Here is a 24,817-nt window from a genome sequence, read left to right as displayed (position 1 = left end):
GCATGTTCGTCGTCGCGACCGCCGGGCACGTCGACCACGGCAAGTCGACACTGGTCCGGGCGTTGACCGGGATGGAACCCGACCGGTGGGCCGAGGAACGCCGCCGGGGGATGACCATCGACCTGGGTTTCGCCTGGACGACGTTGCCGTCCGGCGGCACCGTCGCCTTCGTCGACGTACCCGGGCACGAGCGGTTCGTGCCGAACATGCTCGCCGGGGTCGGCCCGGTCCCGGCGGCGCTGATCGTGGTGGCCGCCGACGAGGGCTGGATGCCGCAGTCCGCCGAGCACCTGGCCGCCCTCGACGCGCTCGGCGTCGCGTACGGCCTGCTGGCGGTGACCCGCGCGGACCTTGCCGATCCGGGGCCGGCGACGGCCCGCGCCCGCGCCGAGATCGCCGAGACCAGCCTCGGCGCGGTGCCGGCGGTGGCGGTCAGTGGCGTGACCGGCGCCGGCCTGCCGCAGCTGCGGGCGGCCCTGGACCGGCTCGCCGCCCAACTGCCCGCGCCGGTGGTGGACGACCCGGTCCGGCTGTGGGTGGACCGCAGCTTCACAGTGCGGGGCAGCGGCACCGTCGTCACCGGCACCCTCGGCGCCGGCCGGCTGCGGGTGGGCGACGAACTGGAGTTGGCCGGCGCCGACGAACCGGTCCGGGTCCGTGGCCTGCACTCTCTGGGCGAGGCCCGACCGGAGGCGGCGGCGGTCGCCCGGGTGGCGGTCAACCTGCGTGGTACGCCCCGCGACCGGCTCGGCCGGGGTGACGCGTTGCTCACCCCGGGCCGGTTTCACCACACCGACCTGGTCGACGTCCGGCTCGCCGGCGACCCGGCCGCCGACCTTCCGGCCACCCTCACCCTGCACGTCGGGTCGGCGGCGGTGCCGGTACGGGTGCGTCCGCTCGGCCCGGACACCGTCCGGCTGCGGTTGGCGCGCCCGCTGCCGTTGCTGGTGGGTGACCGGGCGCTGCTGCGGGACCCGGGCCGCCACCACGTCAGCGGCGGGGTGCGGGTGCTGGACGTGGCACCTCCACCGCTGGGCCGACGGGGTGCGGCCGCCGCCCGCGCCCAGGTCCTCGCCGAGCTGGACGGTCGACCCGACCTGGCGGGGGAGCTGCGCCGTCGCCGGCTGATCCGGGCCGCCGCGTTGCTCCGGATGGGTGTGCCGGTGCACGCCGGGCCGGTGCAGGACGGCCCGGCATACGCCGAGCCGGTGGCCGGTGACTGGCTGGCCGACCCCGCACACTGGCGGCGGCTCGGCGAGCAGTTGACCGAGGAGGTCGCCCGGCACGCGCGGGAACACCCGTTGGAGCCCGGGATGCCGGTGGACGCGCTGCGTCAGCGCCTCGCCCTGCCCGACCGGGTGCTGGTCGAGGCGCTGGTCCGGCCGCCGCTGCGGATCCACGCCGGTCGGGTCGGGGCGGCGAGCGCCAACGCGCTGCCCGAACCGGTGGCCCTGGCCGTGCAACGGGTCCGCGCCGAGTACGGCGACCGGCCGTTCCGCGCCCCCGAAGCCGACCGCCTCGTCGACCTCGGCCTGGGCCCCCGGGAGATCGGGGCCGCGGTGCGGGCCGGCGCCCTGCTGCGGCTGGCCGACAACGTGGTGCTGCTGCCCGACGCGCTCGACGACGCGGTCCGCGTGTTGGCCGGGTTGCCGCAGCCGTTCACCCTCTCCGCGGCCCGGCAGGCGTTGGACACCACCCGTCGGGTGGCGGTGCCCCTGCTGGAGCTGCTGGACCGGCGGGGCGCGACCCGCCGGCTGCCCGACGACGCCCGCATCGTCGTCACCTGAGCGCGTGGCGCGCGCCGGGTCAACCGCTGTCAGTCCAGGTCGGACATGTCGAGCACGAAGCGGTAGCGGACGTCGTTTCGCCGGAGGCGGTCGAGTGCCGTCTCCACCTGCGCCGACGGGAGCACCTCGACGTCGGCGGCGATGCCGTTGTCGGCGCAGAACTGGAGCATCTCGGCTGTCGAGCGGCGGCCTCCGCTGCCGGCGGAGCTGAGCTTCTTGCGCCCGACAAGCAGGTCCATCGCCTCGACGGTGACCGGGCCCAGGTATCCAAGCAGGCTGAGGGTGCCGTCCATCGCCACCACCTTCAGGTACGGGGCGAGGTCGTGCGAAGCGGAGATGGTGTCGATGACGACGTCGAAGGTGTCGCGTGTCGCTGCCATCTGGCGGGTGTCGGTGGAGTCCAGGAGATCGTGTGCGCCGAGCCGGAGGGCATCGTCGCGCTTCTCCTGGGTGCGGCTGATGACGGTCGTGGTGGCGCCGAGTGCCACGGCCAGCTTGACCGCGAGGTGACCCAGGCCGCCGAGCCCGGCCACGGCGACGTGACTGCCGGAGCCCACACCGAGGGAACGCAGCGCTTCCCAGACGGTGACGCCGGCGCACATCAGCGGGGCGGCTGCGGCCGGGTCGAGGCCGGAGGGAAGCGGGTAGGCGAAGCGGTCCCGCACGATGTATTCGCGGGAGAAGGCGCCCAAGGTGGTCGACCCGTCCCGCCGGTCGGTGCCGCCGTAGGTCAGAGTCGGGAAGGAGTGGCAGAAGTTCTCCTGTCCTACTCGACACATGGCACAGGTGCCGCAGGAGTCGACGATATTGCCCACTGCGACGCGATCGCCGACGGTGAAGGCGGTCACCTCGGGGCCCGTCTCGGTCACCACGCCGGTGAATTCGTGACCGGGCACCAGGGGCGCGTCCACGCGCTGATCGTGATCGTTGAGGGCGTGCAGGTCGCTGTGGCACACGCCGCAGTGCTCGATCCGCACCGCGAGGTCATCGGGGCGCAGGTCGCGCCGCTCCAACAACGTACGGCGCAGCGTCGCCGGGCCGGTCGCCTGCCATCCGGTGGTCGTCCGCATCGGTGAACTCCTTAAACAAACTGTTCGGTCTGTTTCACCGTAGACCCCATCGCGGCGTGCAGCAAACCAACCGTTCTGTTTGCTAGAGTGCGGGCATGCCGGAGCAGCCACCGACCTCGCGAGGCGCCGCGACCTACCAGCGGATCCTGGACGCCGCCACCGAGGAGTTCGCCCAGCACGGCATCGCCGGAGCGCGCATCGAACGCATCGTGACGGCGGCGCGCACCAACAAGGCGCAGCTCTACGGCTACTTCGGCGACAAGGAACGGCTCTTCGACGCGATCTTCCTCAGCTCACTGGAGCGCATCACGAACGTCGTGCCGATCGACGCTGACGATCTTGCCGACTGGGCCGTTCGCCTCTACGACGAATACCTGCGCCGCCCCGACCTCATCCGCCTCGCGACCTGGACACGACTGGAGCGCAGGCCCACCGGGCACCTCGTCGAGACCCACCAGCACTACGACGATCGCAAGCTCACGGCCATCGCCGAGGCGCAGGCCGCCGGGCGGGTACGTACAGGCGACCCGTTCGACCTCATGGCTCTGGTCATCGCCATGTCCATGGCCTGGTCGCCGGTCAGCAACGTCTACGCGGCCAGCAACCAGGAACCCGACGACGTTCATGATCAACGCCGCGCCCTGCTGCGCGACTGCGTCCGGCGAGCCACTGTGCCGTCGGACAAGGATCAACCGGACCGTTGACCGCCGCACGGCCGTCAGTCGCGGCCGATCCGGGGGCAGACAACAGTGCGCCGAGGTGCGACGGTGGGCTGATGGTCGAGGCGATCCCCACCCGGTCACGAGCCTCCCGCCGCCGGTGGCGTGAGGTCGTCCCGGTGGTGCTGCGCTGGGCGCTGCCGGTGCTGTGGGTGCTGTGGGCGTCCCTCGCGTGGTGGGTCGAGCCGCGCGAGTCCACCGAGGCGCAACTCGATCGGGATCTCGCGGCCGGCCGGGTGGTGACCTTCCAACGGGCGCAGGGCTGGGCGGACGACGGCGCGTACTGGGGCAGCCGACCGGACCTGCGGTACGCGACCGACGGCGGGATGCTCGCCTGGAGCGTGCCGAACGGCCAGATCCGGTACGCCTTCGTCGACCCGCCCGCCTCGGCTTCGTACCCGGGCGAGCCGGACCTGTCGACAAACGCCGGGCTGGACGCGCGGGTCGCTGCCGTAGCCGGTCCGTGGCATGTCGGCGGCGACCTCGCGCACCGGATCGCGGGCATCGGCGGTCTGCTCGCTGGTGTGCTGACCGTGCTCTGGCTGGGCCGGTTGATCGCTGGCGCGCCGCCGTTGGTCGGCACCCGGTGGTTCTGGTTCTGGGTCGGGCTCCTGCCGTTCGGGGTGGGTGTGCTGGCCTGGACCTACCGGGAGCTGTGGAGACCGCCGCCGGCGCCGGTGCCCGGCCGGGGCTCGGGGTGGCGTGGGCTCGGTTGGCTGATCCTCGCCGCAGTCGGCATCAGCCTCCTGGTGTCCGTTGCCCGCATCGTGTTCGGGACGATTGTGGTGCCGGGCTGAGCCGGCGGTGCCGGGCCAACCGGCCCCGAGGTCGGCGACGGTCACCTACGGTGACGCCATGGACCCTTCGGCGGTCTGGCGGGACCGGCAGCACCGGTGGCGGATCGAGGCGTACCGAGCGCCGGACCTGCGCTTCGCCATCTACGCCACCAACGGCCCCACCGAGTCGGTGCCGCTGTGGCTGTTCGGGATGTCGGCGCTGGCCCGGTGGCTGATGACCCACGCCATCTCGCTGGACGACCTGGAGGTCGACTGAGCGGGGGCGCGGTCGCAAACCGGGCCCGCGCCGCGCCCCGCTGCGGTTGAGTGACCTCAGGCGGCGGACGGGGGTACGCGATGGGCGGTCAGCTCGGGCAGTTGGCGTTGGTGGCCGTGCTGGTGCTGGTCAACGCCGCGCTCTCCGGCAGCGAGATGGCGTTGGTGACCCTGCGGGAGGGGCAGTTGCGGCGCCTGGGTCGGCGCAGCCGTGCCGGTGACCGGTTGGTGCAGTTGTCCCGCGACCCGAACCGCTATTTGGCCACGATCCAGCTCGGCATCACCCTGGCGGGGTTCCTGGCCTCGGCGGCGGCGGCGGTGTCGTTGGCCTCTCCGCTGGTCGGGCCGTTGGGTTTCCTCGGCGGGGCGGCGCGTCCCGCCGCGGTGCTGCTGGTGACGGTGCTGCTGACGTTCGTCACGCTGGTGCTCGGGGAGTTGGCCCCGAAGCGGCTGGCCATGCAGCGGGCCGAGCGTTGGGCGCTGCTGAGCGCCGGCCCGTTGGATCTGCTGGCTCGGGTGTCCCGGCCCGCGGTGTGGCTGCTGAGCCGGGCCACCGACGCGGTCGTGCGGCTCGCCGGTGGTGACCCGCGGGCCAACCGGGAGGAGATGACCGAGGAGGAGCTGCGGGAGATGCTGGCCAGCCAGCGCGGCCTGTCGGCCCAGCAGCGGGAGATCCTGACCGGCGCGTTCGACATCGCCGGCCGGACGCTGCGGGAGATCCTGGTGGCCCGGCGGGAGGTGACGACGCTGCCGGCCGGCCTGGCCGCCGACGAGGGGGTCCGGCGGCTCGCCGCCGCCGGGCGGTCCCGCGCTCCCGTCACCGGCCCCGGTGGCCTGGACGAGGTGCTCGGGGTGGTGCACATCCGCGACCTGGTGCGGGCCGGCACCGCCCCGGTGGGTGAGCGGGTCCGGGCGCCGCTGCTGCTGCCGGTGACCCTGCCGGTCGCCGACGCGATGCGTCAGCTGCGCCAGGAGCATCAGCAACTGGCCCTGGTGGTCGACGAGCATGGGGGCATCGACGGCATGGTCACCATGGAGGACCTGCTGGCCGAGGTGGTCGGCGAGTTGTACGACGAGACCGACCGCGATGTGCGCGGGGTCGTCCGGGAAGCGGACGGTTCGCTGCTGGTGCCCGGTGACTTCCCGCTGCACGACCTGCCCGACCTGGGGGTGCGACTGAGGTTCCCGTTGTCCCGGGACTACACGACGGTGGCTGGTCTGGTGCTGGCCCGACTGCGGCACCTGCCGGACTCCCCGGGTGAGACGGTGCGGCTGCCCGGGCTGACCCTGGAGGTGGTGGAGGTCGGCGACCGGGCGGTGCGCCGGGTGCGGCTCTGCGGGTTCGTCACCGAGCGCTGAGCAGTCACCCAGAAGGCTGACAAAAGGTTTAAATCGACAATGCGGGGGACGCGGTACGCCTACGGTGCCAGACGTGAAGGACCGAGGGTTGCGTACGTTCGTCACGGTGCTGGCCGGCCTCGCGGTGATCTACTTCGGCAGCGCCGGCCGCAGCCCCGAGGAGGGCCGTGGCATCTCCGGCGGGGTGGTGGTCCTGGCGTTGCTCGCCGCGTTGCTGGTGTGGCACCTGACCCGCCCGGGGGACAAGACGGTCAAGTGAGCGCCTCAGCGGGCGGCGACGCGGGTGACCTCACCGGCGGACTCCTCGCCCAGCGCCACCCGCACCAGCGCTGAGGCGAGCCGGCCGAAGTCCGGTTCGTCGACGAGACCGGCGAGACGGTCCGGGGACCCCGGCAGGCCCAGCCGCTTGGCCCCGGCCAGGGCCCGACGGTCGGCGTACGGGCGCACGTCCGACCAGACCGCCTGCGCCTCGCGCAGGTAGATGTCCGCGCCGGTGGGGCCGATGCCGGGGAACTCGGTGAGCCGCCGCCGCAGCCCGGCCGGGTCGCCCTGGGCCTCCCGGTGCAGACGTCGCAGGTCACCGTGCCAACGGTCCAGGCACAGCCGGGCGCCGGTGCCGAGCATCGTGGCCGTCCGCTCGTCGTAGCGGCGGTAGTGGCCCCGGCCCAGCGCGTCGACGCGCTCCTGCCAACTGGCCGCCTCCATGGCCTGGGGGGTGCGGTAGCCGGCGGCGAACAGCTCCCGCGCCGCGTCCACCGCCACGCACGCGCGGATCCTGGTGCTCAGCAGCGTGGTCAGCACCAGCAGCTGGTACAGCGGCCCCGGCCGGTCGGAGAGCCGGATGCCGGCCTCCTGCGCGTACGTGCGGCCACGCCGGTCGAGCAGCACCCGCACCACACTTCGATCATTGCCCACCCCGTCGGGTTACCCACTTGAGGACCCGCTAGCCGTCGCACCGCTGACCGTGGCCGGAATGCCACCGGGGCGGGCGGGTATGCCGAGGCGTGGAGGCGGTCGATGCCGCCCCCGTACCCGGAAGGGAGACACCCGTGGTCAATCCGCAGCAGGAAGAGTTCCGTCGCAACGCCAAGGGCGCCACCAGCCAGGACAGCAAGGGGCCCAAGCCGACCGGGCACCCGCTCAACAGTGGGTCCTCGCGCGGGGACGCCGGTCGACCGGTGCCCAAGGGGCAGGTGTCGCCGTACGGCCCGGCCGGTGAGCCGGTGGCCGAGGACGACAGCGACACCCGCTGACCGATGGGCTAGCGACCGCGGGCTGGCGGCCGCCGCAACCTGTTCCAGGTGGCGGCGGCCGCCAGCCCGTACGCGAGGTGCGGGATGACGTCGGAGATCCAGTCGGAGCGCCGCCACGTACGCGGGTCGCTGATCCCGAGCACGGTGATCGACCCGTCCGTCATGGTCATCACGCCCGCGCCGAGCAGACCGGTGGCCACCGGCAACGGTTGACGTCGACCACCGGCGTAGAGCGCGAACCCGACGCCTGCGGCGATGCCCAGCCCGTAACCGATCAGGGGTCCGAGGCCCGAGCGGCGGTTGGCCGCCCGGCCGTCGGACCCCAGGCTGACGTGCGCGATCCCGGCCAGCCGGTCGACGGTCTCCTGGGGGACGTCGCTCTCCGGCCGTCCCCGTAGCGCCATGTCGAGGAAGCTGACCACGTTCAGGGCGGTGCTGCCGACGGCGCCAGCGATCGCGCCGTCGGCAACGTCGACAGTCCTCACTTCGGGTCGCCCGGTTCGCGCTCGCTCTTCGGGCCGTACGTCCGCTCACCGCGCACCACGCCCCGTTGACCGCGATCCTCCTGGAGGATCCGGTTCGCGACCTGGTTGGCCTTGCCGTCGGGTACTCGGCGCCCGGAGTCGTCGATCGCGTTGCGCAACCGCGCGCGCTGCTTGTCGTACGCGTTACTGCCCGGCCGTGGTCCTGGCATCTGTGCCTCCTTCGTCGGTCTGGGCACCTGGTGCTGCCCACCGTCCGCTGGGCGTACCGGGGCCGCCTACCCGTCTGGTGGCGGACCAACCCCGGCGCGCTACCGGGGCGCGCGGACCACGACCACCGGGCACTGGGCGTGGTGCAGCATCGACTGGCTCACCGACCCCAGCAGCAACCCGGTCACCTCGCCGCGCCCGCGCCCGCCGACGACCGCCAGTTGGGCGGACCGGGACGCCTCGGCGAGGACAGTGCCGGGTCGGCCGTGCACCACCTGGCAGGTCAACCGCAGACCCCGATGGTCCTCGGTGAGCCCGGTCAGCCACCCGGCGAGCATCCGTTCCTGCTCGCCGTGCAGCTTCGCCTCGTCGTACACCAGGGGTTGCATGTCGCCGGGGCCGCTGCTGCCGGGGTGTCGGTAGGCGTGCACCGCCACCAGCGGCACGCCGAGCGACACGGCGGTCTCGGCGGCGACGTCCGCCGCCCGCCGGGAGGCGTCCGAGCCGTCCACCGCGACCAGGACCGGCTCGTCGGGTCGTTGCGTGCCGCGCGCGACCAGCACCGGGCAGTCGGCGTACGCGGCGACCTGCACCGCGACCGAGCCGACCAGCAGCGCGGAGAACCCACCCAGCCCGCGGTCGCCGAGCACGATGAGCGCGGCGGTGGGGGATTCGCCCACCAGCACCCCGGCGGCCTCACCGTCGATGATCTCGCCGGAGATCGACAATCCGGGCACTGTCGCCTCGGCCTCGCGCACCGCGGCCTCGACGAGTTCCTCGGCCCGGTGGCGCAGCCCACCGCCGGGCGGCGCGTCCGGGGCGGGGGAGACCGGTACGTGCAGCAGCGGCCAGATGAAGCCGTGCACGACCCGCAGGGGCCGGTGCCGGCGCGCCGCCTCGGTGGCGGCGAGGCGCACGGCGCGCATTGCCGACGCCGAGCCGTCGACGCCGACCACCACCGCCGCGTTGTTCGCCGAGTTCACCGCCCACCTCCGCTCGCGGCCAGTATCGCGGGCCCGGGCGCCCTCGCGCCGCGATACCGCTGAGCGCGTCGGTGTCGGTACGCTGGCGACGACCGGGGAGGGAGCGCCGCCGATGGGTGAACCAGACCAGCCGAGCACCGCTCGCATGATCGACTTCTGGCTCGGCGGGCAGCATCACTTCCCCGTGGACGTGGCCGCCGCGAGCGCGTTCGAGCAGGCGTACGGGCCGTGCGCGCCGGTGTTCCGCGAGCTGCGGGCGTTCCTGGGCCGGGCGGTGCGGGCCATGGTCGAGCAGGGCGTGGACGGGTTCCTGGTGTTCGGCGCCGGGGTGCCGACGATGGGCAACGTGCACGAGGTCGCCACCGACGCGACAGTGCTCTACACCGACGTCGACCCGGTCACCATCCGACTGGGACAGAGCATCCTCGCCGGCAGCGACCGGGCCGGCTACGGCTTCGGCGACGCGACCGACATCGGCACCGTCGACCCGGCGCAGCTGCACCGTTTCGTGCCGGGCTGGGGTCGGCGGCCGGTCGGGGTGGTCTTCCTCGGCCTGGCCGCGTTCCTCGACGACGCCACGCTGACCCACACCCTCGACGAGTTGTACGCCGCCGCGGCGCCGGGCAGCCTGCTCGCTGTGGACTTCGACACCGAGGAGCTGGCCGGCCACCCGCAGGCGTTGGCCATGATGGGGCCGCAGTTCCGGATGCGTCCACCGGCGGCGTTCGCGCCCCTGCTGGGTCGATGGGCGCCGACGGCGGACGGGATCGTCCCGGTGGCCGAGTGGCGGCCGGACGGCCCGCCGGCACTGGTGCCCGACGCGTTCCACGGTGTGCTCGCGACCCGCGCGGCGGACTGACCGCGCCGATCATCCGTCCGGGGGCGTCCGTATGATGCTTGCCCTATAGCAAGCTTCTGGGGAGGGCGACGATGGTAGACGCGCCGGACGTGGTGTCGCGCGCGTTGCGCGAGGCTCCGCCCGACCAGTTGGCGGAAGCGGCGGACCGGGCGATCCGGTCCTCGATGGGCGCGCTGCGCACCGACGTCTTCGTCGCCGACTACCGGATCAGCGGCCTCTGGCCGGTGCTGGACCCGGACCTGCCGGCGGGCGGCTTCCTGTCCTGCCACACGATGGCGCAGCGCTGCTTCAGCAGCCAGCAACCGGTACGCGACGGTGAAGGCCCCTGCCGGCTCTACCTGCCCTTGACGGTGTGGGGGGAGCGGCTTGGTGTGCTGCTGATCGAACTTGCGACCGTACCGAACGCGACGGTCACCGGTCGGGCGACGGACATCGCCGGCGCCCTGGCCGTGGCGATGCGCGCGGCGGACCGGGAGACCGACCGTTACCGGCGGGCCCGCCGTCGGGAGCGACTGACGATGGCCGCCGAGATGCAGTGGGACCTGTTGCCCGGTCGTGGTGTGTCCCACCACGCGTTCGATCTGGCCGGCCAGCTCGAACCGGCGTACACCGTCGGCGGCGACCACTTCGACTGGTCGTTGGACGGCGACCGTCTCACCGTGACGGTCCTCAACGGCGAGGGCAGTGGGCTGGCGGCGTCCCTGTTGACCGCCGTCACCGTCAATGCGATGCGCAACGCGCGGCGCTCCGGTGGCGGCCTGGTGGAACAGGCCGAGCTGGCCTCGGACACGGTCTTCTACCAACACCGGGGCGCCCGGTACGTGGCCACCCTGCTGTTGGAGGTGGACACTCGCCTCGGCCGGGTGCGGGCGGTCGACGCGGGCTCCCCCCATCTGTTGCGGATGCGCGGGTCGACTGTCGAGCCGATGAAGCTGGATCAGCAGCTCCCGCTGGGCATGTTCGCCGAGACCCGCTACGAGCTTCAGGAGGTGCAACTCGCCCCGGGTGACCGGCTCTTCGTGGTCAGCGACGGGGTGTGGGCCGCCGAGCCGCCGGGTCAGGAGCCGTACGGGCAGCGGGTGATGGCTCGTTCCCTGCGCGCCACGCGGTTGCAGCCGCCGGCCGAGGCGGTTGGTACGGTGATGCGCGAACTGCACGCCTATCACGCGGATTCCGATCTGCGCGACGACGCCGTCGTGGTCTGTCTGGACTGGCACGGTCCGCGCGAACGGGGCACGGGGTGAGATTCGCCGCCGCGTTGCCGGGCGGGCACCAGCGCGACGACGGCAGGGGACATCAGGTGGAGCGACCTGCGGATCTCGCCGCGGCGATCGACGCGGCCGCCGGGACGCTGATCGCCGTGCTGGAGTCGGCCGCGTCGCGGCATCAGGTGCCGCCCACCCAGTTGAGGGTGCTCACGCTGATCAGCGGTCGTCCGGAGACCAACGTCAACGGGTTGGCGGAGTTGCTGGACGTGGTGCCCTCGTCGGCGAGCCGCCTGTGCGACCGGTTGGAGGCGACCGGGCTGTTGCGTCGGGTGGCCGATCCGCGGGACCGGCGTGAGGTGCGGTTGGTGCCGACCCCTGCGGCGCTGACCCTGTTGGGGGAGTTGGCCGAGCGGCGGCAGCGCGCGGTGCAGGCGGTGTTGGACCGGATGCCGGCGCGGATGCAGCACGAGTTGTTGCTGGCGCTGGCCGGGTTCGCTCGGGCGGCGACCTCGGTGCCCGAGCAGCAGACCGATCCCGCTGTCCAGACGGCCTGAGCACCGTCCCCCTCTTCCACTAGTATCCTAGGACGCTTTAGGCGTGGTGATCCACGCCACAGTGCGGCACAGCCGCACCGACAGCCCGCGGCGGCGCCCGGCCAGCGAGAGGAAGCCCGATATAGTGGCAGCGCACCTACCCGGCCCGCGATCATCGAGATCGCGGGCCGCATCAGGGGAAGGGCCCCGCCCGGGGCCGCAGGGGAGAGCCGGCGCTGGTCGGCCCGACAGCGCGTACGACCCTCAGCCGCGCCCGGCGCCGGCGGGGGCCCGCGTGCCGTGGAGGAGGATCGGTGTCGCGTCGGCCGGCTCGGGCAGAGCAACCGCGGGACACCGGTGACGAGACTCCCGGCAACCAGGTGCTCACCCTGCCCAACCTGATCAGCTTCGGGCGGCTGCTGGGCGTGCCGCTCTTCCTCTACCTGTTCCTGGTGGCGCGGGCCGACGTGGCGGCGGTCGTGGTGCTGGCCATCGGCGGCACCACCGACTGGGTCGACGGCTGGATCGCCCGCCGCCTGCACCAGGTCAGCCGCCTGGGCGAGCTGCTCGACCCGCTCGCCGACCGGCTCTACATCCTCGCCACCCTGATCGCCTTCACCGCGCGGGAGGTGGTGCCGTGGCAGTTCACCGCGGCGCTGCTGGCCCGCGAGGCGCTCCTGCTGGCCTCGCTGGCGGTGCTGCGTCGCTACGGGTACGGGCCGCCGCCGGTGCACTACGTGGGTAAGACCGCCACGTTCCTGCTGCTCGCGGCGTTCCCGGTGCTGCTGTTGGCCAGCGCGGCGAGCGACGTGGCGACGGCGGCGAGCGCCATCGGTTGGGCGTTGGCCTGGTGGGGACTGGTGCTGTACTGGGTGGCCGGCGGGATGTACGTCGTGCAGGCGGCCCGGCTGGTGCGCGCGGCGCGGGGTCCGGGAGCGGCGGCGTGAGCGCGCCTCGGCTGGGAAAGCCCGGCCAGGACCGGGTGTACGCGCCGGATTTCCTCACCGAGCTGTTCCGCAACCCGCTGGATCCGGGGTACGCGGACGCGGCTGCCGCCCGTCGGCGCTCGGCGGGGTCCGCTCCGGCGCGCGGGTGGCGGACCTTGCCGGCGCGGTCGGTGAGCCTGGTCGTGGTGGTGATGCTCGGCTTCCTGTTCGCTGTCGCGTACCGGCAGACGATGGCGGACGAGCCGGGGCGCAGCCAGGCCCGTTCGGGGCTGGTGGCGCAGATCAAGGACCGGGAGAGCCAGACCGATCGGTTGTCCACGCGGGCGGACCAGCTGCGCGAGGAGGTCAGTCGGCAGCGGGACGCGGCGTTGAGCGGGTCGGCCGCCGCCCGGTTGCGCAACCTGGAGGCGAGCACCGGGCTGGGTCGGGTTCGCGGTGATGGTGTGGTGGTGCGGTTGGCGGACGCGCCGGACAAGGCGGACGCGGTCACCGGTGCCGGCGCTGGGCCGCCGCGGGTGCTCTACAGCGACCTTCAGGGTGTGGCGAACGCGTTGTGGAGTGCTGGCGCGGAGGCGATCGCCATCAACGGGCAGCGGTTGACGTCGACGTCGACGATCAGGTCGGCGGGTGAGGCGATGCTAGTGGATTTCCGGCCGGTGACCGGGCCGTACGAGGTGTCGGCGATCGGGCCGGGTTCGATGCGGCGCAAGTTCGAGGACAGCCGCAACGCGGCGCTGATGCGGAAGGTCGCGCAGGGGACGGGGTTGTCGTTCGGTGTGCGGGAGGCGGATGACCTCACCCTGCCGGCGGCGCCGGAGCCGCAGCTACGCTACGCCAAGCCGTCGGTCAGTCCGAGCCCTTCCGCGTCGGGTGTCCGTTCCGGCAGTCCCGGGTCGTCCGGTCCGGGGACGACTGTTAGCCCCTCCGGAGGTGGCCGATGATCGCGGTGCTGGCGTTGCTCGCCGGTGTGGTGCTGGGCGTGTGGCTTGATCCCACGGTGCCGGCGGCGTTGCAGCCGTACCTGCCGATCGCGGTGGTGGCCGCGTTGGACGCGGTGTTCGGTGGGGTACGGGCCCGGTTGGACCGCATCTTCGACGACAAGCAGTTCGTGGTGTCGTTCATTTCGAACGTGCTGGTAGCTGGTCTGATCGTGTATCTGGGTGACCAGTTGGGGGTGGGTGGGCAGTTGTCCACCGGTGTGGTCGTTGTGTTGGGTGTGCGTATCTTCGGCAACGTGGCGGCGATCCGTCGGCACCTGTTCCGGGCGTAGGTTGGGTTGCGATGAGTGACGAGCAGACCGACACGGGGACCGGGTGGCCGCAGCCGGCGGGTCCGGTGCGGCCCGGTGGGCCGGCGGGTGAGCCGGATCCGCGGCCGGATGCGCCGGATCCGGATGAGTTGAGTCCGTTGGCGCCGCAGGGGCCGGCGCAGCCGTCGGATGACGAGCCTGCGGCCGATCCTGCGGTGGAGCCGGGTGTGGAACCGGTCGACGATGGCGCGACGGTGGACCTGAGCGCGGTGTCGCGGTCGGGGGAGCAGCCGGTTGCGGGTTCCGACGGGTTGGCGGAGCCGGCGGGGGAGTCCGCGGCGCCGGTGGTGGCTGGTCGGTCCCGGTTGAGTACGGCCGGGGTGATGATCGCCGCGTTGTTGGCGTTGCTGGGGTTCACGTTGGTCGTGCAGTTGAAGACGACGTCGACGGATCCGACGCTGGGTGCCACCCGGCAGGAGGACCTGGTGCGGATCCTGTCGGATCTGGATGCGCGGGAGAATCGCCTGCAGCAGGACATCCGGGCTCTGGAGGACAGTCAGCGGCAGTTGCGCTCGGGTGAGCAGGGTCGTCAGGCGGCGTTGGATGAGGCGACGCGGCGGGCGGACGAGTTGGGCATCCTGGCGGGGACGTTGCCGGCGGTGGGTCCGGGGTTGACTGTGCAGTTCGACGCCGGGGTGAGGCCGATTTCGGCGAACCGGGTGTTGGACGCGGTGCAGGAGCTGCGCGGTGCGGGTGCCGAGGCGATGCAGATTTCCGGCGGGGATCGGGCGACGGTGCGGATCATCGCATCGACGTACTTCCTCGATGACAACGGGTCGTTGATGGTGGAGGGGCGTCGGTTGTCGGGGCCGTACACGATCACGGTGATCGGTGATCCGGCGACGATGCGTACGGCGTTGAACATTCCTGGTGGGGTGGTGGCGTCGGTCCGGGGTGACGGCGGTAACGTGACGTTTGGGGAGCGTGAGGTTGCCGAGGTTTCGGCGCTGCACGTGCCGATCAAGTTGGAACACGCCCGTCCGGTCTCCTGACCGGCGCGGCCGCGCCGGACCCGGGTGGTCCGGGGCACCGATGGATGAAGGACGCGTCTGGTGATTCCCGAGGATCTGCGATACACCGCCGAGCATGAGTGGGTGGCGGGTGACGGCACGGCTTCGGTCCGGGTCGGCATCACCCACTTCGCGCAGGACGCGCTCGGCGACATCGTGTACGTGCAGTTGCCCGAGGCGGGTGCGGTGGTCGCGGCCGGTGACTCGTTGGGCGAGATCGAGTCGACGAAGAGTGTGTCGGAGATCTACGCGCCGGTGGCCGGTACGGTGGCGGCGCGCAACGACGCGTTGGCTGACACGCCTGAGCTGATCAACACTGATCCGTACGGTGAGGGTTGGTTGGTGGAGATCACGCCGAATGATCCGACTGCGACTGATGGGTTGCTGACGGCGGCCGCGTATCAGAAGATCACCGAAGGCTGAGTGTGCTTGATCCGGTGCGTGGGATGTCTGCGCGCGTCCGGTTGCCCTGCATTTCGGCGCTGGCTAGGCTCGCCCAGTCGACCGAGAACCCAATAGTTGAGCGTTGCGGAATTGCCTTCCCGGGCACGGGGAGCCAGCCGCCGGGTGTTCAAGTGCCCGGCGGCCAGACCCGCCATTACCCGACGCCGACCGAACAGATCCGTGAGGTGGTCCCATGACGCGGCCAGACGACGAGTTCCCCCCACTCGACGTCACTTCGACGCTCAATCTCGGTTCGCTCGACGAAGTGCTGGAGGGGCCGGATACCGATGTGGTGCCGAGCCGGATGTCCGGTTCGTTGCCGCCGGGTATGGCGCTGCTGGTGGTTCGTCGAGGCCCGAATGCGGGTGCCCGGTTCTTGTTGGACCACGATGTGACGACCAGTGGCCGACACCCGGACAGTGACATCTTCCTGGATGACGTGACGGTGTCGCGTCGGCACGCGGAGTTCCACCGTGATGGTGGGACGTTCACGGTGCGGGACGTGGGCAGCCTGAATGGCACGTACGTCAATCGTGAGCGGGTTGAGGCGGCCACGTTGAGCAACGGTGACGAGGTCCAGATCGGTAAGTTCCGGGTGGTGTTCATCGCCGGTCCGCGCCCGGAGGAGGAGGCCGGCCGGGGGTGAACGAGCCTGCGGCCTCCATGTCACCCGGGGCGGCTCGGTCTGAGCCGCTGATGAGCATCGGTGAGGTGCTTGGGCAGTTGCGGGTGGATTTTCCGGATACCACGATTTCGAAGCTGCGGTTTCTTGAGGCCGAGGGTTTGGTCGAGCCGCAGCGGACGGCGGCGGGTTACCGGAAGTACAGCTGGGACGATGTGGCGCGGTTGCGGTTCGTGTTGACCGCGCAGCGGGACAAGTACCTGCCGTTGCGGGTGATCCGGGAGCAGTTGGCCCAGTGGGATTCGTCCGGTGAGCAGCCGGGGCGGTCGCGGCCGGCGTTGGTGGCGGTTGGTCCCGATGGTGCGGTGCCGGGTCGTGAGTTGGCGGAGCCGGCCGAGTCGTCGCAGGTGCGGCTCGGCCGGGCGGATCTGGTGGCGCGTAGTGGGATCGACGAGTCGACGTTGGTGGAGTTGGAGCGGCTCGGTGTGCTGGTGTCGGATCCGCCGGGGTGGTATGACGCGGATGCTCTGATCATCGCGTCGGCGGTGGCGGGGTTGGCGGCGTACGGGTTGGAGCCGCGGCACCTGCGGGGTTATCGGACGGCGGCGGACCGGGAGGTCGGTTTGTTCGCGCAGTTGGTGGCGCCGTTGGCGCGGCAGAGTGATCCGGCGGCGCGGGCGCGGGCTGCGGAGACGGCGCGGGAGTTGGTGGCGTTGTCGGAGCAGTTGCATGCCGCGTTGGTGCGGGTGGGGCTGCGGTCGACGTTGGGTCGGTGAGGGTGGCCGGTGGGTGGCGGCTGAGCGGAAAGATCTCTTCCGGGAAGCGTGCCGTAGGCTTGCCGGGGTAACCCCTTTTCGGCGCGGGCGTGGTGCTGTAGCGCATGGGACGGCCGTGTTGCGGTCCGTGTACCGTGCAGGGAAAGGCGCGGTGCGGCGTAGGTGACAACGACACGGAGGCGGCGGTGCGCGAGCTGAGCGTGGTCGGAGTTCGGGTGGAGCTGCCCAGCAACCAGCCGATCGTCCTGCTCAGGGAGGTCGAGGGGGACCGCTATCTGCCGATCTGGATCGGCGCGGTCGAGGCGACGGCTATCGCTTATGAGCAGCAGGGGGTCAAGCCGGCCCGGCCGTTGACGCATGACCTTCTGCGGGATGTGTTGGCGGCGTTGAAGGCGCCCTTGCAGGCGGTGGAGATCACCGAGCTGAAGGAGAACGTCTTCTACGCGGATCTGTTGATCGGCGATGGGGTGCGGGTGTCGGCGCGGCCGAGCGATTCGATCGCGTTGGCGTTGCGGGTTGGTGCGCCGATTCGTTGTGCGGAGCAGGTCCTCAGCGAGGCGGGGATCGTTATCCCTGATGAGCAGGAGGACGAGGTGGAGAAGTTCCGCGAGTTCCTGGAGCAGGTGCGTCCGGAGGATTTCGCGGGCTGAGGTGTGCCTGGGCTCGGTTGGTGATCTTTCTCGGTGGCTGCGCGGCGTGTCGCGTCGGTTCCTCCGTGGTAACCCCTGACGGTGGCGATAGGGTTTCCATGTCGAGGGGTGCGCGTCCCGGAAACGATGCGTCGCCACACTGACGGGGAGGTTGTCCGGATGCACGAGCCGCGGGATTCCGATCCGGGTGCAGGGTTCGACGAGTCGGGTGCCTCGTCGCCAGGTGTGGCGGCTGAGGGTGACGGTTCGGTTGGCTACCGGGGTGTGACGGCCTGCCACGCGGTGGGCATCAGTTACCGGCAGTTGGATTACTGGGCGCGGACGACGCTGGTGGTGCCGAGCGTTCGTGACGCCTCGGGTTCGGGGACGCAGCGGTTGTATTCGTTCCGGGACCTGGTGGTGTTGAAGGTCGTGAAGCGGTTGTTGGATGCGGGGGTGTCCCTGCAGAACATCCGTAAGGCGATCGAGGCGTTGCGGTCGCGTGGTGTGGAGGATCTGGCGGGGATCACGCTGATCTCTGATGGGACGACGGTGTACGAGTGCCGGTCTCCGGAGGAGGTGGTCGACCTGTTGCAGGGTGGCCAGGGGGTCTTCGGCATCGCGATCGGTGGGGCTTTCAAGGAGATCCAGGGGTCGTTGTCGCATCTGCCGGCGGAGCCGGCGACGAGCGGCCCGGTGGAGCCGGCGGTGGCGTCGGGCCCGGATCCGGTGGGTGACGAGCTGGCGGCGCGTCGGGCGCGGCGGCGCGCCGGCTGACCGTTCGACTTTCGGTTTTTTTCCGGTTGTTTTCTCGCGACCGTCGGTGACGGTTGCAGGGGTCCGTTTGGCCGTGTCGATCCACTGTGGATACCGTGGGTGTCGTGTCGGTGGCCCATTGTGGATATACCCGCCGGTAGTGGTGACGGACCGTGGCGGCGTGTTGTCGGGAATCCGATAAGGGGGCGCTGACCGGGGGCGGTTGACACGCTATGGTCCCTCACGGTTCTGGACCCTTCACCCCCGGAAGGAACGACCGTGACGGTTACGGAAGAGACTGCTCCCGCCTCGCACTACGACCGCATTGGCGGTGCCAGTTCGGTCAAGGCGGCGGTTGAGCTGTTCTACGACAAGGTGCTCGCGGACCCGGAGTTGGCGGGTTACTTCGCTGGTGTGGACATGGCGGGTCAGCGGCGGCATCTGGCGTTGATGTTGACCGTGGTGCTGGGTGGCCCGAACGAGTACACGGGTCGCGGGTTGGCCGAGGCGCACCAGCCGTTGAACATCACTGTGGGGCACTACGCGAAGGTGGGCGAGCACCTGACGGTGACGCTGACCGAGCTGGGGGTGCCGGCGGACATCATCGCCGACGTGCAGACAGTGCTGGGGCAGGTGCAGGGCCAGGTGGTGGCTGCCGGGAACAGGTCGGGCGTCTGAGCGTGGACGCGGCTCGCCTCAAGCAGAGCTGGTCGGTGGTCGCCGGTCACGGCGACCAGGTGCCGCTCTACTTCTACTCGACGTTGTTCCTCGCCCATCCCGAGACGCGGCAGATGTTCCCCACGAACATGGCTGGTCAGCGGGACCGCCTCGTGACCGCGTTGGGTCACATCGTGTCCAACGTGGACCAGGTGGATCGGCTGGTGGGTTTCCTGCAGGATCTCGGCGCGGATCACCGCAAGTTCGCGGTCCGCGCGGAGCACTATCCGGCGGTCGGTGAGGCGCTGGTGGCGACGTTGCAGCATTTCCTCGCCGAGCAGTGGACCGACGAGTTGGCTGCGGACTGGACGGCCGCGTACGGGTTGGTCGCCCAGGTGATGATGGAGGCCGCGCAGGCCGCCGAGGCGGTCAATCCGCCGTGGTGGGTGGCGGAGATCGTGGCGCATGAGCGGCGGGCGTTCGACGTGGCGGTGTTGACGGTGCGTCCGCAGTATCTGTTGCCGTTCACGCCGGGTCAGTCGATCGGGGTGTCGCACCCGTCGGTGCGGTCGTGGCGGTACTACTCGCCGGCGAACGCGCCGCGGGCGGACGGCACGTTGGAGTTGCATGTGCGGGCCGCGCCGGGTGGCGCGGTGTCGTCGCGGCTGGTGTACGGGTCGGCGGTGGGGGATCGGATCCACCTGGCGGCGCCGGTGGGGGACCGGCTGGGGTTGTGGTCGGCGGGCTCCAGTGACCTGTTGTTGTTGGTTTCGGGTACCGGCTGGGCGCCGGTGAAGGCGTTGGTGGAGCAGGTGGCCGCGGAGGGTTCCCGTCGGCGGGTGGACCTGTATGTGGGGGCCCGGTCCCGTAGCGAGTTCTACGACAGCGACGCGATGGACAAGTTGGCGTCGTCGTGTCCGTGGTTGACGGTGACGTACGTGGTCGGTGCCGACGTGCACCGGCCGGGGGAGTTCGTGCAGGCGGTGGACCGGGCGTTGGCCGACGGTGACTGGCGGTCCCGGCACGTGTTCGTGTGTGGGTCGGACGAGATGGTGTCGCACGCGGTGCGGACGTTGACGCAGGCGGGTTACCACGAGGGTCAGGTGCACCACGAGGGCCTGGGCGCGCAGTGGTACGGCCCGGCGTGGCGGACGGCGGTGCAGCAGTCGGCTGCGGGTGACACTTCGGGAGGTGGGCACAGGTGAGCGCGAGGAGTGAACTTGCGAGCCCGGCGGTCGCGAACGGAGGTCTGCACAGGTGAGTGCGACGCCGATCAGTCGGTATGACGGGGTGCAGGTTTCCGGCGGTGTGCAGGTGCGGATCACCGCCGATCGGGTTCGGCGGTGGGAGTTCGGTGCGGCGTCGTTCGCTCGGCGTGGTTACGACAACGCTGACGTGGACCGGTTCCGGGTGCAGGTCGCTGACGAGTTGGATCTGTTGGCGACGCAGATCGCGACGTTGCGGGCGGAGAACGAGCGGCTGACCGACCGGGTGGAGTTGCACCGGCACGGGGTGATTCCGAGTACGGGGGCGGCGGCGAAGGCCCCGGCCGCGCGGGAGGTGAATCTGCTGTCGGCGGCGCAGCGCGAGGCCGAGCAGATCATCGCGCAGGCGCATGACTACGCGCGTCGGGTCGCCGAGTACGCCCGGGTGCAGTACGAGAGTTACCTGCACGCGGCGGAGGCGGAGGCGAAGCAGGAGGCCGAGCGGGCGGTGGCGGAGTACCGCAGCGCGGCGGGGTCGAGCTTCGACGACACGGTGGCGACCCGGGAGGCGTTGCGGATCTTCGGGGAGATGATGGTGTCGCACATGCAGGCGGCGGCGCGGCATCTCGACGACGGCAGTGAGCAGTTGGCGCGCACGATGGATCGGATCGCGGCGGAGACGCCGGGGGCGCCGTTCGTGGGTGGCGTGGTGGGCCAGTCGGCGTTGCCGCGACACCAGCAGCGCTGAGTCGTCGGGTGGGGTGCCCTGACGTGGACCCCACCCGGCGCGCTGTCGGCGGTGGCATAGTCGGAGGGGCCAGGCGGGGCTGACCGTGGCCCGCCGCTGGGAGAGGCGATGTCGTGTCGGTATCACCGTCCCCATCAGCGGATCCGCTGGCCGCGTTGGAGGCGTCGGCGTGGGCGCTGGCGGCCGCGGTCGGCACCATGAGTGACGCCCTGTCGGCCCCGCTCGCCGAGGTCCTCGCGGCGTCGCCGCACCGCAGCGCGGTGTTGGAGGCCGCCGGTCTGCTGTCCTGGGACGGCGCGACGCCGGTCGCGCACCCGTCGCTGGTGCCGGCCGACGGGCCGACCGGGCGTAGCACGGTGCAGGCGCGGTTGAGTTCGCTGCGGCAGGCGGTCGCCGCGGCGGCGCAGGAGCCTTCCGGCGGGGGTGGGGTCGGCTGGGCGCAGGTGGACGACGAGGTGTTGCTGCATCAGGGCCGGGCGTCGGCGGCGACCGGTCGGGCGTTGGCGACCCGGGTGGTGCCCGAGTTGCCGGGGCTGGCGCAGCGCTTGGACTCGGCGGACGCCCGGGTGTTGGACGTGGGCACGGGTGTGGCGGCGTTGGCTGTCGCCCTGGCCCGCGCGTTGCCGCGGGTGTCGGTGGTGGGTATCGACGTGCTGCAACGGGCGTTGGACCTCGCGATCGGGGAGTTGGCCGAGGCCCGCGATGTCGCGGATCGGATCACGCTGCGCCTTCAGGACGTCGCGGAGGTGGCCGAGCCGGGCGGGTACGACCTGGTCTGGGTGCCGGCGCCGTTTCTTCCCCAGCAGACGTTGGCGCTCGCGCTGCCCCGGCTGGTGCAGGCGCTGCGACCCGGTGGTTGGCTGGTGGCCGGCACCAATCCGCCGGCCGGGGACCCGTTGCGGGCGGCCGTCGACCGGTGGAACGCCGTGCGCAACGGCGGCAACGCCTTCGACGCCGACCGGATGGCGGAGGTGCTGGCGGGGGCCGGGTTGGGTGACGTGCGGCGTTTCCCGACAGTCCCCGGCGGGCCGGTGTTGGTCGCCGCGCACCGCCCGGGCGGCTGAGGGCGACAGTCGGTGCGGCGGGTGGTCAGCTGAGCCGTTGTTCGAGGTGGAAGGTGACCTCGGTGCCGGCGGCGCTCTTACCGATGGTCTTGCACAGGGCGGCGCGGATGGGCAGCCAGTGGGGGCCGGCGCCGGAGGGCATGAGGGTGGCGTTGAACGGGTGCCCGTCGATGGTGCCGGTGACCTTGACGGCGCGTCGGGTGCCGAGCAGGTCCGCGGAGTCGGGCACCGTCACGTACGTGGCGAACGCGCCGTCTTTCTCGATGGGCGCGGTGAAGCGGTAGTCGAGTGGCTGCGGGTCCATGGGTTCTCCTCGGCGCGACGGGTCGGTCAGCTGGCGGCGGCGCGGACGGCCTCGGCGATCGGGGTGGGCCCGTCGACGAGTTCCAGTGTCGCGCCGGTGGTGCGCGGTTCGTCGAGTAGGGCGGCGAGGACGTGGGCGACGTCGGTGCGGCTGATCGCGCCACGGCCGGCGTGTGGGGTGAGGGTGACCCGCCCGGTGGGTGGGTCGTCGGTGAGCCGGCCGGGTCGCAGCACCGTCCAGGCCAGGTCGCGGCCGCGCAGGTCGTCCTCGGCGGCGCGTTTGGCGCGCAGGTACGCCGCCCACACGTCGTCGGTGCCGGGGGCGGGTGGTGTGTCCACCCCCATGGAGGAGACGAGCAGGTAGCGGTGGACGCCGGCGCGGGTGGCGGCGTCGGCGAGTAGCGCGGCGGCGGCCCGGTCGACGGTGTCCTTGCGGGCGGCGCCGCTGCCGGGGCCGGCGCCCGCGGCGAAGACCACCGCGTCGGCGCCGTGCAGGTGCTCGGCCACCTGTGCGAGCGGGGTGTGTTCCAGGTCGCAGACGACGGGGGTGGCGCCGGCGGCGCGTAGCGTCGCGGTCTGCTCGGGGTTGCGGATGAGGCCGACGGCGGTGTCGCCGCGCCCGACGAGGTGGCGTTGCAACAGTAGGGCGATCTTGCCGTGGCCTCCGGCGATGACGACGCGCATGCGCCCAACCTACCGGCGCCGCGGGTGCGGGCGGCGTCACCGGCTTGACCTTGACCTTCGGGTAACCCTGAGCCTGGTGGGTGCCGGTCGCCGTGGCCGGCTGCGAGGAGGATGTCGACGTGGGGCTGATGACCATCGGGGCGTTCGCCCGGGCGGCGAGGCTGACACCGAAGGCGTTGCGCCTGTACGACCAGGTGGGGTTGCTGGTGCCGGCCGCCGTCGATCCGGAGTCCGGTTACCGGCTCTACGACCCGGCTCAGCTGCCGGTGGCCCGGCTGGTCGCCCAGTTGCGTCGCCTCGGTATGCCGCTGGCGACGATCCGGGTCGTGTGCGGCCTGGAGCCCGCGGCGGCGGCTGAGGCGGTCACCGCGTACTGGCGGCAGGTCAGCGCCGACACCGCGGCCCGCGCCCGGCTCGCCACCCTCCTCGTGGACCACCTGTCTGAAGGGGGCACCACCATGTCCGACCCGAATCCCACAGTTGCCGTCCGTTGCGCCGCCGGTGGTGACACCGGCCTGGTGCGCGACAGCAACGAGGACACCGCGTACGCCAGCGGGCGGTTGCTCGCCGTGGCCGACGGTATGCGGGGGCCCGGCGGCGCGGCCGCCAGCGCCGCCGCCGTCGACGCCCTGAAGCCGTTGGCGCTCACCGACGTGCCGGCGGCCGACCTGCTGACGATGCTGTCCGGCGCGGTGAGCGACGCCGACAGCGCCGTGTGCGGGTTGGCCACCGACACCGACCAGCCGGTCACCACGCTGACCGCGCTGCTGTTCAGCGGTTCCCGGCTGGCGCTGGTGCACGTCGGTGACACGCGGGCCTACCTGCTGCGCGGCGGTGAGCTGTCGCTGCTCACGCAGGATCACACCTGGGTGCAGGCCCAGGTCGATCTGGGCCGGCTCGACCGTGACCAGGCCGCGGCGCATCCGCAGCGCGCGGTGCTGGTGCGTGCCCTCGGCGGCGGCCGGCAGGTCGAGGCGGATCTGGCGCTGCGTACCGCGTTGCCGGGTGACCGGTACCTGTTGTGCTCCGACGGGCTGTCCGCTGTCGTCGACCGGGTCGAGTTGGGGTCGGCGTTGGCCGCGACGGACGATCCCGGCGACACGGTGCGGGCGCTGATCGATCTGGCGCGGGCCGAGGGTGCGCCGGACAACATCGCCTGCGTCGTCGCCGACGTCGTCGCGGTGTAGCCGCCTGCGCCCGCGCCGGGTGGGGCTGCCCACCCGGCGCGGGGCTCGGCGTTGGCGAACCGGTTGAGGCAGCATGGAGAGGTGATGGAGAGCTTCGACGCGTTGACCTCGCTGGTGGCCGGTGGTGGGGTGGTGGTGCTCAGCGGCGCCGGCCTGTCCACCGAGTCGGGAATTCCGGACTACCGGGGGCCCAGCGGGGTGGCGCGGCGGCACACGCCAATGACCTTCCAGGCGTTCACCCGCGATCCCCTGGCCCGGCGGCGATACTGGGCGCGCAGCCACCTGGGCTGGCGGCTGATCGCGGGCGCGGCGCCCAACGCCGGGCACCGGGCGGTGGCCGGGCTGCAACACGCCGGGCTGGTCGACACGGTGATCACCCAGAACGTCGACGGTCTGCACGGTGCGGCCGGCAGCCCGTCGGTGATCGAGCTGCACGGCCGCCTCGACGAGGTGACCTGCCTGGACTGCGGCAACCTGACCTCCCGGGAGGAGCTGCACCGGCGGCTGCGCGAGGCCAACCCGGAGTTCGTGGCCCGCGTCGCCGCGGTCAACCCGGACGGTGATGTTGATCTCCCTGAGGAGCAGGTGGCGGCGTTTCGGCCGGTGGACTGCGGGATCTGCGGCACCGGGATGCTGAAACCGGACGTGGTGTTCTTCGGTGAGACGGTGCCGGCGCAGCGGGTGGCGCGGTGTTTCGCGGCCGTGGAGCAGGCCCGCTCGTTGCTGGTGCTCGGGTCGTCGTTGACGGTGATGTCGGGGCGCCGGTTCGTGATTCGGGCCGCCAAACGGGGCATCCCGGTCGCGATCGTCAACCAGGGGCCGACCCGGGGTGACGGCCACGCCACAGTGTGCGTCGACGCGCCGCTGGGCGTCGTGCTGCCGCAGCTCGCCGCGCGGGTCGCCACTGGAGCCCCACTCGAGGTGTGACGGGAGGGCCCTGAGGGCCCGGGGGTAGGACATC

The 24,817-nt window shown here is 71.9% G+C and carries 32 protein-coding genes; 25 read left to right on the top strand and 7 right to left on the bottom strand.

Annotated features, from left to right (window positions below; translation table 11 throughout):
- Window positions 1–2 precede the first annotated feature (2 nt).
- Entirely contained in the window at window positions 3–1,787 is a 1,785-nt protein-coding gene (selB, locus tag OG598_RS10550; protein WP_328654245.1) for a selenocysteine-specific translation elongation factor, read from the top strand.
- Between the two features lie 29 nt (window positions 1,788–1,816).
- Here the strand turns inward: selB and OG598_RS10545 are convergent, their stop codons facing one another.
- Window positions 1,817–2,857 (bottom strand): NAD(P)-dependent alcohol dehydrogenase, encoded by a 1,041-nt coding sequence (locus tag OG598_RS10545; RefSeq protein WP_328654244.1) that lies wholly within the window; start codon window positions 2,855–2,857, stop codon window positions 1,817–1,819.
- A 95-nt stretch (window positions 2,858–2,952) separates the two neighbouring features.
- Here OG598_RS10545 and OG598_RS10540 point away from each other — a divergent pair, with 95 nt between their 5' ends.
- The 5 genes from OG598_RS10540 (at window position 2,953) to OG598_RS10520 (ending at window position 6,246) form a co-directional block, all read left to right on the top strand.
- On the top strand, window positions 2,953–3,561 hold the full coding sequence (locus OG598_RS10540; protein WP_328654243.1) for a TetR family transcriptional regulator: 609 nt from the start codon (window positions 2,953–2,955) through the stop codon (window positions 3,559–3,561).
- Between the two features lie 71 nt (window positions 3,562–3,632).
- Entirely contained in the window at window positions 3,633–4,373 is a 741-nt protein-coding gene (locus OG598_RS10535; RefSeq protein WP_328654242.1) for a hypothetical protein, read from the top strand.
- Between the two features lie 58 nt (window positions 4,374–4,431).
- Entirely contained in the window at window positions 4,432–4,629 is a 198-nt protein-coding gene (locus OG598_RS10530; protein WP_030327722.1) for a hypothetical protein, read from the top strand.
- 80 nt (window positions 4,630–4,709) lie between these two features.
- A complete protein-coding gene (locus OG598_RS10525) occupies window positions 4,710–5,987 on the top strand; it encodes a hemolysin family protein (RefSeq protein ID WP_328654241.1) in 1,278 nt (425 codons plus the stop codon).
- Window positions 5,988–6,060: 73 nt separating this feature from the next.
- A complete protein-coding gene (locus OG598_RS10520) occupies window positions 6,061–6,246 on the top strand; it encodes a hypothetical protein (RefSeq protein ID WP_036410487.1) in 186 nt (61 codons plus the stop codon).
- Window positions 6,247–6,251: 5 nt separating this feature from the next.
- Here OG598_RS10520 and OG598_RS10515 read toward each other — a convergent pair whose 3' ends face one another.
- Window positions 6,252–6,902, bottom strand: a complete 651-nt coding sequence (locus OG598_RS10515) for a hypothetical protein (RefSeq protein WP_328654240.1) — start codon at window positions 6,900–6,902, stop codon at window positions 6,252–6,254.
- 134 nt (window positions 6,903–7,036) lie between these two features.
- On the opposite strand from OG598_RS10515, the gene OG598_RS10510 reads away from it, so the two are divergent.
- Complete coding sequence (locus tag OG598_RS10510; RefSeq protein WP_328654239.1) at window positions 7,037–7,240, top strand: hypothetical protein; 204 nt, start codon at window positions 7,037–7,039, stop codon at window positions 7,238–7,240.
- 8 nt (window positions 7,241–7,248) lie between these two features.
- Here OG598_RS10510 and OG598_RS10505 read toward each other — a convergent pair whose 3' ends face one another.
- The 3 genes from OG598_RS10505 to OG598_RS10495 form a co-directional block, all read right to left on the bottom strand.
- Complete coding sequence (locus OG598_RS10505) at window positions 7,249–7,725, bottom strand: hypothetical protein (RefSeq protein WP_328654238.1); 477 nt, start codon at window positions 7,723–7,725, stop codon at window positions 7,249–7,251.
- The gene (locus OG598_RS10500; protein WP_088948250.1) at window positions 7,722–7,934 is read right to left on the bottom strand and encodes a phosphatidylethanolamine-binding protein; all 213 of its coding nucleotides are present in this window, start codon (window positions 7,932–7,934) and stop codon (window positions 7,722–7,724) included. The genes OG598_RS10505 and OG598_RS10500 overlap by 4 nt, the downstream gene beginning before the upstream one ends.
- 99 nt (window positions 7,935–8,033) lie before the next feature.
- A complete protein-coding gene (locus OG598_RS10495) occupies window positions 8,034–8,915 on the bottom strand; it encodes a universal stress protein (protein ID WP_328654237.1) in 882 nt (293 codons plus the stop codon).
- Between the two features lie 112 nt (window positions 8,916–9,027).
- On the opposite strand from OG598_RS10495, the gene OG598_RS10490 reads away from it, so the two are divergent.
- The 16 genes from OG598_RS10490 (at window position 9,028) to OG598_RS10415 (ending at window position 21,682) form a co-directional block, all read left to right on the top strand.
- Window positions 9,028–9,774 (top strand): SAM-dependent methyltransferase, encoded by a 747-nt coding sequence (locus OG598_RS10490; RefSeq protein WP_328654236.1) that lies wholly within the window; start codon window positions 9,028–9,030, stop codon window positions 9,772–9,774.
- Between the two features lie 71 nt (window positions 9,775–9,845).
- A complete protein-coding gene (locus tag OG598_RS10485) occupies window positions 9,846–11,018 on the top strand; it encodes a PP2C family protein-serine/threonine phosphatase (protein ID WP_328654235.1) in 1,173 nt (390 codons plus the stop codon).
- A 56-nt stretch (window positions 11,019–11,074) separates the two neighbouring features.
- Window positions 11,075–11,536, top strand: a complete 462-nt coding sequence (locus OG598_RS10480; RefSeq protein WP_328655307.1) for a MarR family winged helix-turn-helix transcriptional regulator — start codon at window positions 11,075–11,077, stop codon at window positions 11,534–11,536.
- 293 nt (window positions 11,537–11,829) lie between these two features.
- Complete coding sequence (locus OG598_RS10475; RefSeq protein ID WP_328654234.1) at window positions 11,830–12,462, top strand: CDP-alcohol phosphatidyltransferase family protein; 633 nt, start codon at window positions 11,830–11,832, stop codon at window positions 12,460–12,462.
- Entirely contained in the window at window positions 12,459–13,403 is a 945-nt protein-coding gene (locus tag OG598_RS10470) for a DUF881 domain-containing protein (RefSeq protein ID WP_328654233.1), read from the top strand. The genes OG598_RS10475 and OG598_RS10470 overlap by 4 nt, the downstream gene beginning before the upstream one ends.
- The gene (locus OG598_RS10465; RefSeq protein WP_030327710.1) at window positions 13,400–13,732 is read left to right on the top strand and encodes a small basic family protein; all 333 of its coding nucleotides are present in this window, start codon (window positions 13,400–13,402) and stop codon (window positions 13,730–13,732) included. The genes OG598_RS10470 and OG598_RS10465 overlap by 4 nt, the downstream gene beginning before the upstream one ends.
- An 11-nt stretch (window positions 13,733–13,743) precedes the next feature.
- On the top strand, window positions 13,744–14,763 hold the full coding sequence (locus OG598_RS10460; RefSeq protein ID WP_328654232.1) for a DUF881 domain-containing protein: 1,020 nt from the start codon (window positions 13,744–13,746) through the stop codon (window positions 14,761–14,763).
- Between the two features lie 60 nt (window positions 14,764–14,823).
- On the top strand, window positions 14,824–15,204 hold the full coding sequence (gene gcvH, locus OG598_RS10455) for a glycine cleavage system protein GcvH (RefSeq protein ID WP_091397961.1): 381 nt from the start codon (window positions 14,824–14,826) through the stop codon (window positions 15,202–15,204).
- A gap of 214 nt (window positions 15,205–15,418) precedes the next feature.
- Window positions 15,419–15,871, top strand: a complete 453-nt coding sequence (gene odhI / locus OG598_RS10450) for an oxoglutarate dehydrogenase inhibitor Odhl (RefSeq protein WP_007071101.1) — start codon at window positions 15,419–15,421, stop codon at window positions 15,869–15,871.
- A gap of 50 nt (window positions 15,872–15,921) precedes the next feature.
- Window positions 15,922–16,623: a transcriptional regulator FtsR gene (gene ftsR / locus OG598_RS10445; protein ID WP_181518541.1), complete on the top strand. Its 702-nt coding sequence runs from the start codon at window positions 15,922–15,924 to the stop codon at window positions 16,621–16,623.
- 185 nt (window positions 16,624–16,808) lie between these two features.
- On the top strand, window positions 16,809–17,273 hold the full coding sequence (locus tag OG598_RS10440; RefSeq protein ID WP_030327706.1) for a bifunctional nuclease family protein: 465 nt from the start codon (window positions 16,809–16,811) through the stop codon (window positions 17,271–17,273).
- A 159-nt stretch (window positions 17,274–17,432) separates the two neighbouring features.
- Window positions 17,433–18,029 carry a MerR family transcriptional regulator gene (locus OG598_RS10435; RefSeq protein WP_210783830.1) on the top strand — a complete coding sequence of 199 codons (597 nt, stop codon included), beginning with the start codon at window positions 17,433–17,435 and terminating at the stop codon, window positions 18,027–18,029.
- Window positions 18,030–18,287: 258 nt separating this feature from the next.
- A complete protein-coding gene (locus tag OG598_RS10430) occupies window positions 18,288–18,686 on the top strand; it encodes a group I truncated hemoglobin (RefSeq protein ID WP_328654231.1) in 399 nt (132 codons plus the stop codon).
- A 2-nt stretch (window positions 18,687–18,688) separates the two neighbouring features.
- On the top strand, window positions 18,689–19,870 hold the full coding sequence (locus OG598_RS10425; RefSeq protein ID WP_328654230.1) for a globin domain-containing protein: 1,182 nt from the start codon (window positions 18,689–18,691) through the stop codon (window positions 19,868–19,870).
- Window positions 19,871–19,922: 52 nt separating this feature from the next.
- Window positions 19,923–20,618 (top strand): DivIVA domain-containing protein, encoded by a 696-nt coding sequence (locus tag OG598_RS10420; RefSeq protein WP_328654229.1) that lies wholly within the window; start codon window positions 19,923–19,925, stop codon window positions 20,616–20,618.
- Between the two features lie 113 nt (window positions 20,619–20,731).
- Window positions 20,732–21,682, top strand: coding sequence for an SAM-dependent methyltransferase (locus OG598_RS10415; RefSeq protein ID WP_328654228.1), 951 nt, complete (start codon window positions 20,732–20,734; stop codon window positions 21,680–21,682).
- Window positions 21,683–21,707: 25 nt separating this feature from the next.
- Here the strand turns inward: OG598_RS10415 and OG598_RS10410 are convergent, their stop codons facing one another.
- Together OG598_RS10410 and OG598_RS10405 are read right to left on the bottom strand one after the other, a co-directional pair.
- Window positions 21,708–21,986: a DUF1905 domain-containing protein gene (locus OG598_RS10410; RefSeq protein WP_112587027.1), complete on the bottom strand. Its 279-nt coding sequence runs from the start codon at window positions 21,984–21,986 to the stop codon at window positions 21,708–21,710.
- Window positions 21,987–22,012: 26 nt separating this feature from the next.
- The gene (locus OG598_RS10405; protein ID WP_328654227.1) at window positions 22,013–22,669 is read right to left on the bottom strand and encodes an NAD(P)-binding oxidoreductase; all 657 of its coding nucleotides are present in this window, start codon (window positions 22,667–22,669) and stop codon (window positions 22,013–22,015) included.
- Between the two features lie 119 nt (window positions 22,670–22,788).
- Between OG598_RS10405 and OG598_RS10400 the strand changes: the two genes are divergently transcribed.
- Together OG598_RS10400 and OG598_RS10395 are read left to right on the top strand one after the other, a co-directional pair.
- Window positions 22,789–23,856 (top strand): MerR family transcriptional regulator, encoded by a 1,068-nt coding sequence (locus OG598_RS10400; RefSeq protein ID WP_328654226.1) that lies wholly within the window; start codon window positions 22,789–22,791, stop codon window positions 23,854–23,856.
- An 84-nt stretch (window positions 23,857–23,940) separates the two neighbouring features.
- A complete protein-coding gene (locus OG598_RS10395; RefSeq protein ID WP_328654225.1) occupies window positions 23,941–24,783 on the top strand; it encodes an NAD-dependent protein deacetylase in 843 nt (280 codons plus the stop codon).
- Window positions 24,784–24,817: the final 34 nt, after the last annotated feature.

It is taken from the genome of Micromonospora sp. NBC_00330 (assembly GCF_036136635.1).
In the GTDB taxonomy this organism is placed as follows: domain Bacteria; phylum Actinomycetota; class Actinomycetes; order Mycobacteriales; family Micromonosporaceae; genus Micromonospora; species Micromonospora salmantinae.
This window is presented reverse-complemented; position numbering and strand designations above follow the sequence as displayed.